An 18,016-nucleotide genomic window follows, 5' to 3' on the forward strand; every position below is an offset into this window, starting at 1 on the left:
TGAAAAATTAAAGGGGCGGCTTAAAACAGCCGCCCCTTAGGTATTACGAATTTAGGAATTATCGCATCAGGTACATTTTACCATAGCCGTTGTTGAAGAAACGGTCGGTATTTTCACCTTCGTTGGTGTATTTATCCAAACGCTTGCCATTCAGTGATGTAACCACTCTGTAGAGATAAACTCCATTCGCCAGTTTTTGACCGTACATATCGGTTCCATCCCATTTGAATTCGGTGATGTTTCTACCGATTTTCAAAGGCCCCAGTTCATCTTTGGTTATTTCTCGTACAATTTTACCGGTCACCGTTAAGATTTGAATCTTGAACTGTTGCGGTATTTCACTTCCTGTTAAGGTAAATACGAAGGCAGTTGAAGTACTGAACGGATTCGGGAAGTTCAGCATGTTCGACACCATCGGTTTCGTAATTACACGGAACAGAATTCGGTATTCGATCTCACCTGCTTTGTTTCCGCTTCTATCCTTTCCTTTTACAATCAGTTCATATTCATCTGCATCGGCATTGTATTGCTTCAAGAATTGTGGGTTGAATTCAAGTGTTGCCGTATTATCGGAGCCACTGGTTGCCGGAACAAATCGAAGCGTGTCGTTGTCAATAGAATACGTACGAAGTGTTCCATCCGGATACTTCAACTGAACGGAGGTAAGAGCTGTATCGTTGAGCAAGAGGAATTTCGCTTCATCTTTGAGTTTGATCACGATATGCGGTTTCGCAGATACAATGTCGCGATTCAGGATATGCACCCCATCGAAGGTAACATCCATTACCGGACTGGTTTTATCAGGACGAACATAGAAGTTACGGTACATGAAGTTATTGAAGTGATACTGCTCCGGTTGGAGGTTATCAGGGTTCACGTCAACATACATGATATTATTTTCCGGATAGTCTTTTGTATCTACAGTAAATCGAACTACAATGGAATCGCCTGCAACTATCGGTCTGCTCTTCGGCAAGTTGACAATGTGCTGCACATTGTTTTTGTCGAGCACCATTAGTTTCACTGAAACACTATCAAAAGCAGCTTTACTGATGTTTTTAAATGCCAGAGCAAATTGAAGTGGTTCACCTACTTCTAGTGTATCCTTGCTTGTGAACAACAAGTTAGGTGCAATAGCGCCTTCGGGTACCGGTTCATAAATAATTCTCCAGTAATCCAATTGGTAAGGCGTAAGGTTGACCGAGTCTACGTTCCGCATTTTTAATTGGAGGTATGGGTATTGTGCTGCATCTATTGATGAAATATCAAAGTTTTGAGAGTTTTTATCGATGGTGTACAACACAGATGAACTAATACCTGTAGGATCATAACCAATTACATCAATTGTAGGGTTATCATCATCAGTGAGGTCTTGTGTATGGCCTCTCCAAATCACTTCTTTCCATGCTTTGGCCGGACCAAACTTCGGAGAGGTTACATACCCCAGTGTATCCGGAGAATAGGCATCTGCCGAGAGCGTGATACGGTCGTTTATGCCGTCACTGAAAGTTGATTTTGGAGTAAACGTAGCTTGCCTGTTTTTTCTATAAATAAATAAGAAGGCTCTAGGTCTGTTAAATGAATCGATATTGGTAAATCCTTGCGCCATCAATCGATGGTACATCGAGTTGTTCTTACCGAGATAGGAAGTATCCCCCATCCAAGTAGAAGGATAGGTATTTGAATTTGCGGCTATACCGGAAGTATTTCTGAATACAACATAGTATCCATCAGGAATCAAATCCATAAACTCAACAACCTTTCTACGTTTGTTTGTATCCAGGATATTGTACTGGAAGTTGAAACGACGGTTCACACCGCAGATGGCATCGCTTCCGTATTGGCCTGCTAAACCTGCGTTATTGTTAAACCAGGGTTTTAAGGTTACCGGATCGATTACGTTAAAGATCACATTTGAGATACCACAAACAGACAAGATATCAGTAGCCTCATTAATGGTCACCGAGAAGTCACCGGCTTGGTTAGCCGCTGTTGGGAATACCCCATTTCTCGCGAAGATATTGTTGATACGCTCACCAAACTCCCATTCTTTGCTTGCACTATCAATTGTAATGCGATGCACATCCGATTTCTTGTGCTGATAGAAAGTTGACTGGTTGTAGCCTTCTTGATTACCTGGTTTGTATATGAATGAAGAACCATTCCATCTATAATCGGAGCCATTGGAAGGCAGTAATGAAACGCGCCAGTAATAAACAGTGCTATCGAGATAGTTGATACCTGGATCGAATTCGATTATACCTCCCGCTGAGTTTACCGTTCTTGATATTTTTAAAGAGGAATTAAAGAATTCAGTTGTATCTACTTCAAAAACGTAGCTCTTCATAGTACTGAACGGATTCGAAGTTGAAGCGATCAGTTTTTGGCGCTGCGTTGTTACAATTGAGAAATTATAGGGGTAGGCCGGACGAGCTTCGTCTTCGAAAATGAAGAAGTCTTTATAAGTAGAGTTATTAGACTCACTTACTTCATCAATTTTCAAATCCGAATCAATGGTGGCTGTAATTCTATTATTTCCTTTGTCGCGAGTAGCAACAATGGGCACATTGATGATCACAGAATCTTGATACTTAACAGCTCTGATTTTCTTATCGAAAATAATTGCGGTAGAACCATCGGGGAAGGTGCGCTTCACTTGTAATTTAATGGAATCACTAATGGCCTTTCCCAAGTTCACTACATTGATTTTTACTTGGAAAGAATCTTCGGCAATTGAGATAAAACTAGGATCCAGCTTAATGAGTGATTCTTCCAAAACATAATCCGGCTTTTGTTGGATATTCAAACGCAAAGCGGGGTCGCCATGCAAAGTAATTTGCTCACCGTGAGCGCGGGCATAGTAATCATATGAACCTGCTGCATCTTGCAAATCTTCAAGAGAGGCTTTGTGAAGTTCTCCTAAAGTTTGATAATAGTGCTGATCTCCAAAATTGGTATATAAATTATAGAGATAGATGTTAAGGTAGTTCACAATACCAAAGTGGGTACTTGCTACAAATGCGATACTTCCTCTCTCCTTAGCCAATACAAATTTCTCCGACAAGGTTTCATTCACCAACAAACGTTGAGGATAGTAGGTAAAGAAGTTACCCGCGTTACAACCATTTACGAAGAAAATGGGGTATTTACCGGCATTGTTGTAGTTCTCCGGATTATCGATATTGAATTCTAAGGTTGTTGCTGAAGAGTGACCAAAATAAGTTAGCACACTGATCCCTTCTTCAAAAAGTTGTTTGATTTTTTCTGAGCTCAATTGCTCGGAAGTGATAGTGGTACTCTTACAGAAGGTAGTAACATGTGCTCCAAACAAGGTGTCTTCTGCCAGCTCTTTATAAACCGACATATAGTTACACAATACAGTACCCAGATAAAGATCACTGGCACCGGTAACATGCACTACGTTTTTCATCCACTGTCTTCCTGCTAATGTATTAGGCGCTGTTACCTGTGTGTTTTCGTATACTTTGATTTTATCAAGATAGTCTTCTATTTCAGACCCGCGTACCACCGACAAACGACCGATGGGTGTTCCGGGTGTTGCATGGGTAACATCTACTGCTGTAAGCATGTTATCGGAAGCAGGGTTACCAAAAGAAGGAACCAAATTGAGTTGGTGTGTAGAAGGATCTGCTAAGTTTGCTCGGTACTCGTTATAGGCCATACCCCTTCCAATGAGAAAGTAGTACTTAATTGGAATACTAAATTTAGCGCGACTGTATAAAACAAAATTTCGGATTGATAGTGGGTGTTTGCTGATACCAAAGGCAAATTGATCACCCAATTCATCTACATCGAATACTTTTACGATATGACTTCCACCGGCGGCAGAAGAACGGTATGCAGCGTATTCATCAACAGGCTTTCTTCCATTGGTACCTACATTTAGTGAAGGTGTGGTAATGATCACGAAATCACCTTCATTTGCTGCGAGGCTATAATCAACAAAAGTTCTGGACTGCATTGAAGCTACCGTGTTCAAATTGGCATCCACATTTACAAGCACATAATTGCTGTTAGTAGCGGTTGCCGGAATAGCAAACTTGATCTTACCAACTTCAGAAATATCGCCTACCAAACGGCGACCATTGGTTAAATCATATAAGATTGGTGCTACCCCACTGTTATTGAAATTGGTAATCTCCAAGTATTTCCCATCCGCATCGGCCGGAAGAGAAAATTCAAAAAAGGTTTTATTATCAAAATCGAAATTTCGAGAATAGGTCAGTGTGAAATAGGAGATTACGATACGGTCGCTGCTCACAGCGCAATTATTCGTAAAACGAACAGCTGCGATGTTGGAGCTGATCAAACTTGTAGGTATTTCAATAGAGGTATTTACATCGTTGAAATAATCCATCAAAGTATCCATAACTTGAGTGCCATTCACTGCAACCCTTACGGTACGGGAGTTTAATGCATTACCTACGGCGCCAAAATTAAGCGTGGCGGTAGGAACAGCATTATTTACGTACAGATTATTAAGGGTTGTATTTAGTGGGCCCGTAGGAGCAATTTGAGCTGAACTCCAAAATTCACCTTTATCATAAGATGAAGAATAAACATATTCACCAACAACGGCTGCAAATCCAAGATTTTGACGAGACTTATAGAAGTTGGTTGCGGTATGCATAAAGTAAGGCTCCAACGGCTGCGTATTAGAGGCAACATTATTGGTAAAGTCGGCATATCTAAAACCAGACTGATTGGTGTTCACACTTAAGAAGTAAACCGAAGAGTCGGACTGTAAGCTCACCGCATCTGTATGTTGGTAGGCGGGGTCACGATACAATGGTTTATCGGGTTTACCATCGTTCAATACGCCCCAAAATTCGAGGTAGCCGTTGGTAGGCAGGGCACCCGTACTTACCGATGAATAAAATGGAACTTTCACTCCATTTCTCCATAGTTCAAAATTCTCAACCGGAGTGCTTCCAATACCTTGGGCATCGAGCACGGTTTTGGGAATTCGATAAATACCTACTTTTCCAACTTTGAATTTATAGTAGGTTTGACTGAACTTGATCCATTCGTTGTTATAGGTTTGAGCGCTGGCCCAGGTACCCATAATCAAGAAGAAGAACAGTTGAATAAAGCGTTTCATATTGAAATGTTTCATCAGTCTCATAGGTTGTGATTAATTGGTTTGTTTTTTCTTCATGTCGATCTTAAAAGAAAAAACATGGGTATAGAGTGGATTCGATTGGTTCGCTAGATTGGTAAAGGCATAATCAATTTGAACATTGTTGATCTTAAAGCCGGTACCTACGCTAGGTTGATAGATCCAGATTTTCTTTGTATTGTTTATATCAGCGTCGTCCAGTGCTTTTTGAAAATTATTGATCCCGGCTCTAATGAAAAGAACATCTTTCCAAGACGCTTCTAAACCAATTTTGGGGTCAATACTGGCCACATCAGTTGCCAAAACGGTATTTCTTCTTCCATCAAAAGTTACATCTAGGTTGGCTTCTGCAAGCAATTTGATTGCATTCGAAAGCTTAAAATTATAGGCTCCACCTACGATCAAGCGAGGTGCGGTAAGCTCTGTAGATTTTACAGGGATATCATTCTGCGTTAAATAGAAAACTTCGCGGATTTTGTCGTTCAAACTAAATGACCAAGCGTTGAAGGTGGTAGTCATGTCTCTGGCCACAACACCGAAACGTCCTTTCTTCCCAATTACCTGAACGCCTGCATCGAATCCAAAACCCCAAGCATTGGCAAAACTACCGGCTTGACGATGGATGATTTTAGCATTGATACCGGCGCTTAGTTTCTTTCCATTTCCGAGTGATTTGTTTTGCGCCATAGAAATCAACAGCGCATAATCTGCAGAAGAGAAAGTTTGAATATTGCTGAAATTGATGGTACCATCCGATTCAACCAAAAAGATTGTATTAGGGATATCGTCAACAGCAAAACGCAAAAGGCTTAGGCCCAGAACGCGTTTATTGTCTTTTAGAGGTAGTACCAAAGACGCGTAGTCGTACTTCCCGATACCGGCAAAGTACTCGGCGTGCATGAGGTTGAGTTGTGGGTAGTCTTTCACATTTACCAAGGCTGCGGGGTTCCAATACCCTGCTGTTCCGTCGGAAACAGAAGCCACTTGGGCTCCCCCCATAGCTAATCCGCGAGCGCCTGCTCCAATATTCAAAAATTCATTTGAATACTTTCTGAACTGGGCGTTCACGCTAGGGGTTGCTGCGATCAAACAAACCAATGCGATGAGTATCTTTCTTTTCATCGTTCCAATTTTCGAGATAAGCAATTTCATTGACGAATTTTTCTTTAGGATATCCTTTCTTCCGCCTACTCGTTATTCTTCTATTGAAAATGAATACGTTCGGACTCAATTATCACAATCTTAACGAACGAAATTCCGGTTAAAATATTGCGCTTCTCACCATAAGCGATGAGTTATTTGTAAATTCGCGCAATTCATTGATTTACTTTGTTCAATAGGGCCAATTTTGGTTGCTTAACATAAAATACGGATGTTAATGCCCTTCGGTTGGTGGAAGTAAACACCTAGTTGTACAAGTTAATGAAAATCAAAATATTAAGCAAAAAATATGAACCTGATTGAAGAATTGAAGTGGAGGGGTATGTTGCAAGACATCATGCCCGGTACTGAGGACCAGTTAAACAAAGAAATGACCACGGCTTATATTGGTTTTGACCCCACGGCCGAGAGTTTGCATATTGGCAGTTTGGTGCCCATTTTGCTTTTGGTACACCTTCAAAAAGCCGGTCATAAACCCATTGCGTTGGTGGGTGGAGCAACTGGTATGATTGGCGATCCTTCCGGAAAAAGTGAAGAGCGCAATTTATTAAGCGAAGAACAGTTACAAAAAAATATCGCCGGCGTACGGAAGCAATTGATGCAGTACCTCAATTTCGATTCAAGCTTGCCTAATGCTGCTGAAATGGCCAATAACTATGATTGGTTCAAGGGCATTGGCTTTATCGATTTCTTGCGCGATGTAGGTAAACATATTACGGTGAATTACATGATGTCGAAAGACAGTGTAAAAAAAAGAATTGAAGGTGAAACCGGCATCAGTTATACAGAATTCGCATATCAATTGATGCAGGGATATGATTACTACTGGCTGTATCAAAACAAGAACGTAAAACTTCAAATGGGCGGTAGCGACCAATGGGGCAATATCGTAACCGGAACAGAACTCATTCGACGCAAAGCCGGAGGCGAAGCTTTTGCATTTACTTGTCCGCTTATCAAGAAAGCAGATGGTGGCAAATTTGGCAAAACTGAAAAAGGCAATGTATGGCTGGACCCCGAGCGCACTACACCTTTCCAGTTCTATCAGTTTTGGTTGAATGCAACAGACAGTGATGCAGAAGGATGGATCAAGATTTTCACATTCTTGAGCAAAGAGGAAATCGATCAAATCATCACTGAGCATCAAGTAGACCCCGGTAAACGCCTTCTTCAGAAGCGCTTAGCGGAATCCGTTACCCGATTTGTTCACGGTGAAGAAGAGTTAAAAAAGGCGCAGGAAACAACGGAGAAAGTATTTACCAATCAATCGGTACCTGCGGAAGAACTTTCAAAAGAAGATATTGAATCTCTGGAAGGATTGGCTCGAGTTAGTTTTAGCAAAGCCAGTATTCATGCAGGTGTTGATGCGGTTAGTTTGTTAGCCGATTCAGGAATTTTCCCAAGCAAAGGGGAAGCACGCAAAATGATTCAAGGTGGTGGTGTAAGTGTGAATCGTAAAAAATTGGATCAACCACAAGCCATTATTGACGCATCTTATCTCCTACATGATAGTTATATCATGGTACAAAAAGGCAAGAAGAATCACTACTTGGTAGTGGCCGAATAAAAAGAAAAGGGTTCACGTTTGTGAACCCTTTTTATTAAGCTTGCTTTGCAAATTTTGTAATCCCTTCCACCAATACATCCAAGTTTTTAGTAGTGGTATACACATTTGGAGTAATGCGAACGCCCTTGATGTTTTCCCATTCAATACTTACAGAGTGTACTTTGTATTTATCGAATAAGAAAGCCTCTAACTCGGATGGCTTCTTCCCTTCTATTCCCACAAGTCCGATTGCACAACCATATTTCAAATTCATGGAAGTACCAAGCTTTACTTTAGGAAGGTCTTTAACTTTTTCCATCCAATAGTTTTTCAAATAATGAAGTCGCTTTTCCTTTCGTGCGGCTCCGATCATTTCATGGAATTCAATGGCCTTTCCGATGGCCTGTTCAATGAAGAAAGGTCGGGTTCCCATGTTTTCAAACTTTCTAATATTATCGCTTTTAGGATCACCGGCGGCGAACAATGGATAGATGTTTTTGATCTTATCTTTTTTGATGTATAGCATTCCACTGCCAATACAAGCACTCAACCATTTGTGCAAACTTGTACCGAGATAGTCGGCACCAAGTTCCGGAATTGTAAATTGAAACTGTGCAAAACTATGGGCGGCATCAACCACTACCTCAATTCCTTTTGCATGGGCTGCATCTGCTATTTTTCTACAAGGCAAAATCTGACCATTCCAGTTGATGATGTGTGTAACATGAACCACCTTCGTTTTAGAAGTGAAAGCATTGGTGTATTGAGAAACCAAATAGTCATCGTTCTCACTTGGTAGATCAAGATTGATCCATACCAATTTAATTTTATCTCTCAGTTCTCGTTGCTTCCAAGCATTGATCATGTTTGGATAATCTTGTTTGGTGAGTACCACTTCATCGCCGGCTTTTAAGTCCATGCCAAAGATCACCGCTTCCAAGGCTTCGGAAGCGTTGCGTTGGATGGCAATTTCCTCTGTGTCTGTTCCGGCTAACTTTGCGAGATTCGCGCGCAAAGGTTCTCGGCCGGCATCAACAATACGCCACATATAATAGCTGGGAGCTTCATTGCTCATATCGTGCAAGCGCTTCATCTCATCTTGCACGGTTTTGGGAGAAGGTGCTACTCCCCCATTGTTCAAATTGATGAGAAATGGAGAAACGGTATACGATTGTTGAATATAATGCCAGAAATCTTCGTCGTCCATTAAGTCTTCGGGCGATATCCCTTTGGATTGATCAATTGCTCGGTGCAAGTTTTTACTCCATGCGGGTGCAGTAATTCCTGCCAACATGGTTGCAACGGAGAACTTCCCTACCGATTTAAAAAAATCGCGGCGTAGATTTTGACTCATAATCAGTTGATTTTCCTCAATTTAATCCAATTTTTAAAGCATCTGTGGTATTTTCATCAGCTATTTTGGCCGTAAATCCTATACAAACGATTGATTTAAGGAATGCTAGCGGGTGATTTCTCCAAAAACTTCATTTTCAACGATGATTTTGAGAAAAAAAGTCAAAAAGCATTTGGGAGAAAAACATTGAAATGCTATTTTTGCACCCCCAACGTAATTGTTGGTGAGGATGCCCGATAGTATAATGGTAGTACGACAGATTTTGGTTCTGTTTGTCTTGGTTCGAATCCAGGTCGGGCAACAAAAGAGGAAATCCAATACAGTATTGTGTTTCCTCTTTTTTTATTCTTTTCTTTTCAACTCGCTTGGCGTCAGACTCAAACAAATTCTCAAACAAAATCAGACGTCATGCAAATTTTACTGTCGAATGGCTGTAGCCGTTCAGAAATCAAGGTTACTCCATCTAATTGGAAAACGAAACGTGCATCTACACGAAAGCCTTGGGTTATTCATTACCGATTTTACGATGGTGCTGAAGTAAAGGCCGTCCAAATTCGAGGAATGAATGAGTTTGTTGAATTAGAACATAGGAGGATCGTTACCAAAAGACTTATTAATCAGGAAATTCACTTGCTCGATACGCTCGGGTGGAATCCTATTAAGCAAGTTTACATGGCACCACAGATTCGAAACAAAGAGGTTTCTGAATACACGCCCTTTATTGAAGCTCTTAAATGGGCAAAAGACCGGGTTGATGTGGTACCGAAAACCAGAATTGATATTAATTCGATTATTAATGCCATCGATAAGTGTACAGAGGAGCTCTACGACTATGATCATTCATGCAAGATCAAGGAGCTGGTGATATCACAAATAAAAAGAAAGCACCTGAAGTCGATTCTTGACTATCAGGCCAGAAACAATCCTCGGTGGAGTAACAACCGGTATAATAAGTACAAAGCCTACATATCCATGCTCTTTAAAGAGCTTCTGGAAGTGGAAGCAGTAGACACGAACCCGGCAAGGGATCTATCAAGCAAAAAGAAGAGTATAAAGTTGAAGGCGGTTCTTTCAACAACAGAGGAAAAATTGATTGACGAGACGCTTCAAAACAAGCATTATAACTTCTGGCGGTTTGTGAGGATCTTCTACGATTCTCAAGCTAGGATCACTGAGCTCCTTGTACTAAAAAAGGATGCTCGAGTAAATATTAAGAAGCAGGAATTCATTGTTACAGTTAAAAAGGGATCAGTAGTAAAAGAAGATATCAGAGTAATTGGGAAGTCAGTCATTGACCTTTGGCAGGAGGTATGGGATGAGGCCAAGAATGGCGAGTATCTATTTAGTAAGTTCTTGAAGCCCGGACCAAAGAAGATACGGCCTGATCAAATTACAATGCGTTGGCGCAAGTACGTGAAATCAGAAAAAACCGGTCTTGGGATTAAAAAGGATTTCTATTCATTGAAGCACTTGTCAACCGATCGCATGAGTGAATCTTACGGGTTGCAAGTTGCCTCAGCTGGTGCCGGTCATACTAATTTAGGAACGACCCAGATTTACGCTGTAAATGAGAAAAGAAGAAAACTGGAAGTGCTGAAGCAAAAAAACATTGCTTTTGGCAGTTCAGAATAGTTGGAAATGGGATAGCTTTGTAGTCGCTAAACTTTTTATCTATCAACCACTTCCTTCTGGCCTGTTTTCTCAAACATAAAGCCCGGACTAAGTGGTTCTTTCATTTTTTGAAAGTGGCATGATAGAAAGTTTAGCGATTTTCAGTCCGGGCAATTTTTATACCTTATATATATAGGTATCAGAAATTCGAAGTAATTACCTCAATCTTCTTCTTCCCATAACCCTTATTCACAGATACTCTTTGCTCAATTTGCTGTGTTTTCCATCGATGTTTCTTTGCATACTGCTCTAAAATGTCGCTTGGATAGGATGATAGTAAGAATTTACCCTTAATACCGGCCAATTGCTTCAGGAGCTTTTCAAAGTCGTCTTTTGTGTATCCTCCATAGTGGCCACAGTCAGAATTGAAGTATGGAGGATCACAATAAAAGAAGGCTTCCGGGGTATCCCTACTCATTATAATATAAGTAGCGTCTGCGCATTCAATTTGAACGTTCTGCAGCCGTATGGCATACTGCTCAGTAAAAGCTTCTCTTTTGTTAGTGATTTTCGTTGAAGTGGTTCCTTTGGTGTTTTTATCATAACCCCAAGTGCCATCAAGCATACTGGAGAAACTTTGGACGGCAAGTGTCCAAACTGCCCATGCCCTTTCCAACTCATCAAAAAGATGAGGGTGGTTATAAATAACCGTTGCATCCTTGTGAGCGGATCTGGAGTGCAGTGTAATTCTGATCATCTTTTCCAGATCAACGAATTTCTCCTTTACAACTCTGTAAAAGTTAACGATTTCTTTGTTGGTATCATTCAATACTTCAATTGGTGAAGACTCCTTTGCAAAAAACAGGGCAGCGCCGCCGGAGAAGGGTTCCGCATAGGTTGTGTGCTCAGGAATAAGAGGAAGAAGTGTTGGTACCAGTTTTGATTTCCCGCCATAATACGGGAGTAAGGGTTTCAAGTTTGCTTTCATAATTTATTTGAGTTTAAGCGCCTGCTTTCTCAAATAAACCCAGCTGTAGAAACAGCCGGGAAAAAGTAAACAGAATGAGAAAAAGCTATTTTAAACCTGCGAATTCTCGACAGGTGCTTGTGGTGTGAAAGAAATGTCCAGATACCATTCGTAATCAGTATAATTGCTCCATTTGCCACCTCTATTCAAGTTAATAACATACGAATGCCTTCCTCCGGGTAAAACACGGTACATGTAACCAGCATTTGCAGACTCTTCATTGTAATGTGTGCCTCTCAAATACTTGTCAAACTCAACCACTACGTCAAGCATTGGTTTAGGGTTATTTACCCAAGGAATTGCTACTAAATCAAAATCACGATTAAGCGAGCCGTTAATTAGTAGATTGTACCCCATCTCTTTTGCAATTGATTTCAACGGCTCATAAGCCATTGCGTAAAAAACTGGCTTTGCTTTAATTGGCTTGTCTACACTCATATAATGAACTTTAACGCACGTGAATAATAGGCTCTTCTTTCGGCAAGTCCATTCACTCCTCCATTGATGCGAATAGTCAACCATTCAAACTTGTCACGAAGCTTGCCTTTCCAAAGCTTTGCATAGTTATCAGGCTTATTTGCGATCGCCGAAAGACCGCGATCTTTCCAATAGAACATCGCTGCTCTAATACCAAGCTCCAGATCAGTAGCTAACAATTCAGGAGTTCTTAATAGCCGATCGTCACCAAACAAATGAATTGATACTGCTCGATAATTAATAGTGCCGGTGGTTTGTATTGCTCCCCTACCCTTATATTTTCTGCCGTCACCATCTACCTGAGGAGTATTACCAAGATCAGTTCTTGTATCATAGGCATCACCAGAGGCCATTTCTTCAAACACATTGAATCCGGCACTTTCGTGAGCGCATTGAGCGACAAAAGCCGCTAAGTCAGCCTTTGTAGTTATTTGGTAAGCTGGAGCCCACTTATTAATAAAATCGGCAATAACCAGATTCCGATCTTTGATTGTTGGAACGATTGCCTTAAGCTGTTCTCTTGTAATCTGAGCCATTATAAAAATATTAGAAGTAAAACAGAAAGAGCAGATCCAGCCAAGTAAAACTCAACCTGTTTTCTGCCACTATCTTTTCCGAAAATCCAAATCTCAATTCTATCCCAAACAGCCTTTGGAGGATTGGCAGTTGATACATAAAATGTACTTAAGCCTCTTCTCCAGTTGAGTGGTATGTCAAATGTGATTTGTCGAATAAAAAAGCCGAAGAAGTAAAAAGATATTGATCGGGTGGCATCGTAGTCAAGGAAATGGAGAACAATCCAAACGATGACTAAATATGCCGTTAAGTTAATTGCGTGCCGAATCTCCCGGTGAAGCACAGTTATTTTATATGCATCAATGAAAGCATTGCACACGTTAAACCCGATCAATATCATTATGGCGAGTCCTAAGTTCATTACTTCAATTGTTCGTTTTTAAACTTAGGAGCTGTGACGCCAGAATTCGCTTTATCTGTAAAAACCTTTGCCCAAGGGCTCACAATAAAGAATAAGGCCATTACAACAAATACCATCGTAATAAAATCGGTACCGGGTAGTTTCAATGGGAACCAACCTTCGCCTGTTTCATTTACATAAGCTGCATAAGCTGAAGCGACGGCAAAAATTGTCCCTAAAATCACCCAGAACCAAAATGAATTGTTTTGCAATTGAATTGCTTGCAATCCTGTGATTGGTTCATAAGAGCCAATCTGATCACCCGGAGTAAACAGGAAAATCAAAATTCCAATGATTGCAATTAGAACCACTCCGATTAATAAATTGATAGCGGTTCTGTCTTTTTTCTGTGCCATAAAAGCGTTGTTATTATTAAAAATTGGGTTTACCGATCCGGCTAAATGAGGCCGGACAAAAGTTTTATAATTGGCTTCCTAAATAGAAGGAAGAGTAGAATTATGATCAGAATCCAAAGCTTAGCCTTACCACGTCTCTGCTCTTTCACTTTATCTTTTAAAGCATCGATTTCCTTTTCTTTACTATCCAATTTTTCCTGCAGCTCTGCATTCCTGGACTCTGCTCCGAGTCTCTGGTTTTCTTTTAAATCCAACTGGCCTTCAAGAAAATTGATTCTCTCTTTGTTCTCGATGGTCGTTTGAATTGTTTTGATGGAATCGACACAAGGCTTAAGCGTAGCCATGACTCTTTTCTTAATTTCCGATCGCAAAGAATCGATGTTCACTTTTACACCTGCTTTTGACTTCCACATCTGATTGTCAGTTGTGAGACTGTCGATGTAGAACATAAGAGGCAAAAGAGCCTTGAAATAAGAAGCTGAATCCAGTTGAAACAAAGTGTCGGTCTTTAAATTGATCCGAGCAGCAATGATCTTACTGGCCTGTTCTGGATGCTTATCCAGATACTTGGTTACTTTTCTTTCATTCGTGCATCCTGATAAAACACTAATTGCCATCAGGATTAGAAGGAGTTGTTTCATTTGTTAACTGTTTAAGTTGAATAAACTTTTTGAAGCCCGGAACCAACTCTGCAGCAATGTTTACCAATGCAGCTACTCCACCACTGGCCACTATTCCAATAGGAATTGACCATGAGAATTCAAACTCAGGAGTAAACCGGTAAAGAATGTACAGGCAGATGTAGATGCCGAATGCTTTTTTTGCATTATCGATGATGAGAAACCAATGCGAGAATTTTTCCGGAGTTCGCGGACTTGATACATCCCGCTTTTTCTTTGCGAACAAAAAAAGAGCGATGTAAAGGCCAAAGCTGGAAAAAATGAAGTTTGCGAGATAGTAAGAGAACTCTTTACCACCAAGCAATATTTCAAAAGTGTCTTTGAGTGATTCTTTCATTGTAATTATTTAGAGGAGTTGAAAAAAGACTGTTTGATTTCGTAAAAGCGCTTTTTTATCTTGGGCCAGTTTATAAGGATTGTAGTACACCCAACTGCAATTGTGACTAAGCTGGCCACATCTTGAAAACTGTGTGGAAGTAGTTTTGTAACGATCCAACTAAACAGAGTTATAAGAAACCCTTCGCCGATTCTAAAGTGATGATCCATTGCCTGTTTTTAAAATGGGTGAATTAATGGGTAAAGGGAAAAGCCAAGGCTCTTCCCTTTAATTGTTTGCGACTATGTACCAATCCGTTCCATTGCTGACCAGCTCGACCCATTTGCTTTGAGCTATGGTCGTCGTCGTTGTTGATGCGTTTTGCCTAATTGCAACGGAAGTAGTAATATTAAAAGCTCCTCCACCTCCATGAGTGATCTTAATTCTTCTATTGGTATTAGAGGATGCTGCTGGAAGCGTGATGGTTCTACCGGCTGTTAAGTTTGAGTAAACAACATTTGTCACACCGGAAGCAACAGTGTAGTCGGCATCATTGATTACAACCAAATTAGAAGCTGTTGATGCAACAGATGAACCCGTTCTAATTACCTGCCCAGTTGCTGTATCAATCATTAAGATGGTTTGACTTGAAATTGATTGAGCGTAAGGGATTGAATCTTTATTAATACCAACCGAACCATTAATATATGCTCTGCGACTATCAATATCAGTGCTTCTAGTAAGTGTACCAAGAACTAAAGACCCTCTTGAAGCAAGAAAAGCATACTCTTTTCCTAGTACGCTCGTTGCGGTAGGTATATATGCAAATCCACCTGTCATACCACTTGCCGTTCCTGTTTGGTTAATGGTTGGACGAGCGTAAAAACTGAACATATCAGTACTGCTTGAAGTAGGAGCAAAAGTGTTTGCAGATTCAAAAGAACCCTGAGTAGTAGCTAAAACAGCAGTAGTATTTGTTCCACTGTGAACAAATTGATAACCGTTAGTTCCATTTCCAATTGTGAATTGATTCGTTGCGTTGTTGTAAGTTCTAAGCATCATCGTAAACCCGCTCGTAACGCCTTCGATGAGTAATGCGGGAAAAGTTGTAGAGTTAAGACCAAGTACAGCCGTTGCCGCGCTTTGGTTTGTCGCAGAGGCATTATTTCTAAAACTAAAACCAGAGGCGTTATTAATCGCTACACTTGTACTAAACGATTTCGCACCCGCAAAAGTTTGAGTACCTGTAGTTATTAAGCCCCTAGCTGTGGCGCTGGCGTCAGGTATGTTGAATGTGTGCGTACTTGTTGCACTCGAAATGTTAAAGTCTGTTCCGGTTGTTCCTGTTGCAAAAGTTTGCGTAGTTGCCGTTAGGGTATTTAAAGTACCAATGCCGCCACCACCTGAATATTGAGGTATATTTAAAGTAGAACCGACTAATGTAGCTGCTCCGCTTGTTCCTGTTGTGGTTAGTGTTAGAGTTGCCTGTTTTGCGTTCAATGCGGTTTGCAAATCACTTTGTGCGCTCAGTGTGCCTAAAATGCCGCCCCAAGAAACAGAACCACCACCTGCAGCCGCTTCACCGTTAAAGAGTAGTCCTCGAAATGTGCTTGCACCTATTTTAACAACTACTCTGTTACTGTCGCTATCCCAATAAATGTATCTTTCATTACCGCTAGGAACAGCGCCAACCGCCTGTGATTTTAGAATAGTTCCTTTTGATAATCTAAAACTTTGACCATAATCAGTTACCTGTGCAGTTGCTGCACATGTAATAAGTAAAAACGCAAATAATATATTTTTCATAAAAATTATTTTCTGAACATTCCAAAAATTTCCATGTTTGCACTTGCCCCAAAATCTTCGGTTTGAGGATTAACTGGAGTCCACGCAGGTCCAAAATCAATGAAGAATCCGAAACCAGTCGGAGGGGTTGTAGCAGTGTAAGCCGCATGACCTGCTACGTCATAAAAATAGATATCAATAAAAGTGTTGCTAATCCTGTCTAGCATTGGTATGTAGGCTCCAGATGTGGTTACACCGTTAGGTGAATACGCTATGATGGTTGGGATTCCTACAATGTTTCTGCTGATATTCTGCATCCTTAACCGACCAGCCGACCACGAAATACTAATTGCAGGGCTTGCAGGATCAATAGCACTTCCAAATTGAGGTGATGTAGTCCATGCGGTACCATTCCAACTAACAAGAAAAGAATATGACTTTTGCTTGTAGATATAAATATCTGCGCTATCGTTAAAGATTCTTGCACCAAACAAATAAGGCCCATCGTTATAAGTAGTACCTCCCGTAATTACCGCCGTTTTACTAACTGTCTCATCATGGTTCACTCCAAAATTTACAATCTTAGAGTAAGTATTTTTGAATTTTACAGTAACAAAAGAGCTTTTTGCATCAATAGTGGTAAGATTTATTCGCGAGTGTTGAGCATCTTCGATGAAGCTCCATGTGTTTGTTCCTGCTGAATATGATGGTCGGATGTGCCCACCGACTAACGCAATTGAAGTAGCTGTATCCGTATCAAATGTTTGGGCAGCACTTCCACCGCTTCCACTCGCATTAAATGTGATGTTTGGATAAGAACCAATAAGTGTTACCCCAGTTCCCGCAATAGGATTAAACTGCGCAGGAATCGTTACATCTACAATCCCCGTTTGAGTTGCTCCGCTGTTAACTTTTATACCTGAGACAACAGGCGAACCGCTAGAACTGCTGTATATGTAAACAAGAGTGAACTGTTGCCCTGTGTTTATTGGTGTTCCAAACTTAACACCTCCAGTTATGCTGTTTACTCGAACTTGATCAGCTGATGGTGTTGTTGAAACTAAATAAAGGCTGTAGGGATGTAAGTTTGCTGAAATAACTGTTTTCCCAATGAGCTCTGAGAATGTCAAGGTATCAATTGATGAACCTGAATGAATATAGGTAACTGTATCAACAACAGTTGCACTTGAAACGCCACTAGATCCGCCTGAAACGGTTCCACTTATTTTAAGTGTATCTCCGTTAAACACGATTGTTGAATCGGTAAGCTTTCGTGCGATGGCTACCCACTTTGTTCCAGTCCATCTGTACATTACCCCTTTCTTGATAGCTATACCAGAAGAGTCTGCATAGCGAAGCTTGAAGGTGTCCTGAGGAATCATAAATGAGGAATCGACACCAATATTCTTGTACTGATAGCCGAGTGCATTAATTCGCTGCAGCGTTTTTGTTGTATCGACTTGGCCGTAAGTGGTAGCGCAGGCTACCAAAAGGAAGAGCAGTAAGAAGGGTGCTTTGTAGTTATCAAAGAAACCCTTGGCCTGATTTACTGCTCCCTTTAGAGCTTTCATCATGTTTCAAAAATAA

14 protein-coding genes and 1 tRNA gene are annotated in these 18,016 nt (G+C 40.7%); 3 read left to right on the plus strand and 12 right to left on the minus strand.

Going from position 1 to position 18,016, the window contains the following annotated elements; genetic code table 11:
- Positions 1 to 58: 58 nt before the first annotated feature.
- Positions 59 to 5,122, minus strand: coding sequence for a putative type IX secretion system sortase PorU2 (gene porU2, locus ACQ2HE_RS18070; protein WP_430900428.1), 5,064 nt, complete (start codon positions 5,120 to 5,122; stop codon positions 59 to 61).
- A gap of 33 nt (positions 5,123 to 5,155) precedes the next feature.
- The gene (locus tag ACQ2HE_RS18075; RefSeq protein WP_472846345.1) at positions 5,156 to 6,262 is read right to left on the minus strand and encodes a putative type IX sorting system protein PorV2; all 1,107 of its coding nucleotides are present in this window, start codon (positions 6,260 to 6,262) and stop codon (positions 5,156 to 5,158) included.
- Between the two features lie 328 nt (positions 6,263 to 6,590).
- Here ACQ2HE_RS18075 and tyrS point away from each other — a divergent pair, with 328 nt between their 5' ends.
- Positions 6,591 to 7,868 (plus strand): tyrosine--tRNA ligase, encoded by a 1,278-nt coding sequence (gene tyrS / locus ACQ2HE_RS18080; protein ID WP_430900432.1) that lies wholly within the window; start codon positions 6,591 to 6,593, stop codon positions 7,866 to 7,868.
- 34 nt (positions 7,869 to 7,902) lie between these two features.
- Here the strand turns inward: tyrS and ACQ2HE_RS18085 are convergent, their stop codons facing one another.
- A complete protein-coding gene (locus tag ACQ2HE_RS18085) occupies positions 7,903 to 9,201 on the minus strand; it encodes an aminotransferase class V-fold PLP-dependent enzyme (protein WP_430900434.1) in 1,299 nt (432 codons plus the stop codon).
- A 230-nt stretch (positions 9,202 to 9,431) separates the two neighbouring features.
- On the opposite strand from ACQ2HE_RS18085, the gene ACQ2HE_RS18090 reads away from it, so the two are divergent.
- Together ACQ2HE_RS18090 and ACQ2HE_RS18095 are read left to right on the plus strand one after the other, a co-directional pair.
- Positions 9,432 to 9,502 (plus strand) — tRNA-Gln (locus ACQ2HE_RS18090).
- A gap of 107 nt (positions 9,503 to 9,609) precedes the next feature.
- On the plus strand, positions 9,610 to 10,833 hold the full coding sequence (locus tag ACQ2HE_RS18095; protein ID WP_430900436.1) for a tyrosine-type recombinase/integrase: 1,224 nt from the start codon (positions 9,610 to 9,612) through the stop codon (positions 10,831 to 10,833).
- Between the two features lie 178 nt (positions 10,834 to 11,011).
- Here the strand turns inward: ACQ2HE_RS18095 and ACQ2HE_RS18100 are convergent, their stop codons facing one another.
- From ACQ2HE_RS18100 to ACQ2HE_RS18140, 9 genes are all read right to left on the minus strand, one after another.
- Positions 11,012 to 11,800, minus strand: coding sequence for a DNA adenine methylase (locus ACQ2HE_RS18100; RefSeq protein ID WP_430900438.1), 789 nt, complete (start codon positions 11,798 to 11,800; stop codon positions 11,012 to 11,014).
- 90 nt (positions 11,801 to 11,890) lie between these two features.
- Positions 11,891 to 12,277, minus strand: a complete 387-nt coding sequence (locus ACQ2HE_RS18105; RefSeq protein WP_430900440.1) for a hypothetical protein — start codon at positions 12,275 to 12,277, stop codon at positions 11,891 to 11,893.
- Positions 12,274 to 12,852, minus strand: a complete 579-nt coding sequence (locus ACQ2HE_RS18110) for a glycoside hydrolase family 19 protein (protein ID WP_430900441.1) — start codon at positions 12,850 to 12,852, stop codon at positions 12,274 to 12,276. The genes ACQ2HE_RS18105 and ACQ2HE_RS18110 overlap by 4 nt, the downstream gene beginning before the upstream one ends.
- On the minus strand, positions 12,852 to 13,253 hold the full coding sequence (locus ACQ2HE_RS18115) for a hypothetical protein (protein ID WP_430900443.1): 402 nt from the start codon (positions 13,251 to 13,253) through the stop codon (positions 12,852 to 12,854). Before ACQ2HE_RS18115 ends, ACQ2HE_RS18110 begins: the two co-directional genes overlap by 1 nt.
- Positions 13,253 to 13,648, minus strand: coding sequence for a hypothetical protein (locus ACQ2HE_RS18120; protein ID WP_430900445.1), 396 nt, complete (start codon positions 13,646 to 13,648; stop codon positions 13,253 to 13,255). The genes ACQ2HE_RS18115 and ACQ2HE_RS18120 overlap by 1 nt, the downstream gene beginning before the upstream one ends.
- A 41-nt stretch (positions 13,649 to 13,689) precedes the next feature.
- Positions 13,690 to 14,289 carry a hypothetical protein gene (locus ACQ2HE_RS18125; protein WP_430900447.1) on the minus strand — a complete coding sequence of 200 codons (600 nt, stop codon included), beginning with the start codon at positions 14,287 to 14,289 and terminating at the stop codon, positions 13,690 to 13,692.
- Positions 14,255 to 14,665 carry a hypothetical protein gene (locus tag ACQ2HE_RS18130; protein ID WP_430900449.1) on the minus strand — a complete coding sequence of 137 codons (411 nt, stop codon included), beginning with the start codon at positions 14,663 to 14,665 and terminating at the stop codon, positions 14,255 to 14,257. Before ACQ2HE_RS18130 ends, ACQ2HE_RS18125 begins: the two co-directional genes overlap by 35 nt.
- A 267-nt stretch (positions 14,666 to 14,932) precedes the next feature.
- A complete protein-coding gene (locus ACQ2HE_RS18135; RefSeq protein ID WP_430900451.1) occupies positions 14,933 to 16,450 on the minus strand; it encodes a hypothetical protein in 1,518 nt (505 codons plus the stop codon).
- Between the two features lie 5 nt (positions 16,451 to 16,455).
- Positions 16,456 to 18,003 carry a hypothetical protein gene (locus tag ACQ2HE_RS18140; RefSeq protein ID WP_430900453.1) on the minus strand — a complete coding sequence of 516 codons (1,548 nt, stop codon included), beginning with the start codon at positions 18,001 to 18,003 and terminating at the stop codon, positions 16,456 to 16,458.
- Positions 18,004 to 18,016 lie beyond the last annotated feature (13 nt).

Source organism: Endoryza foliicola, assembly GCF_050589245.1.
In the GTDB taxonomy this organism is placed as follows: Bacteria; Bacteroidota; Bacteroidia; order Chitinophagales; family Chitinophagaceae; genus Endoryza; species Endoryza foliicola.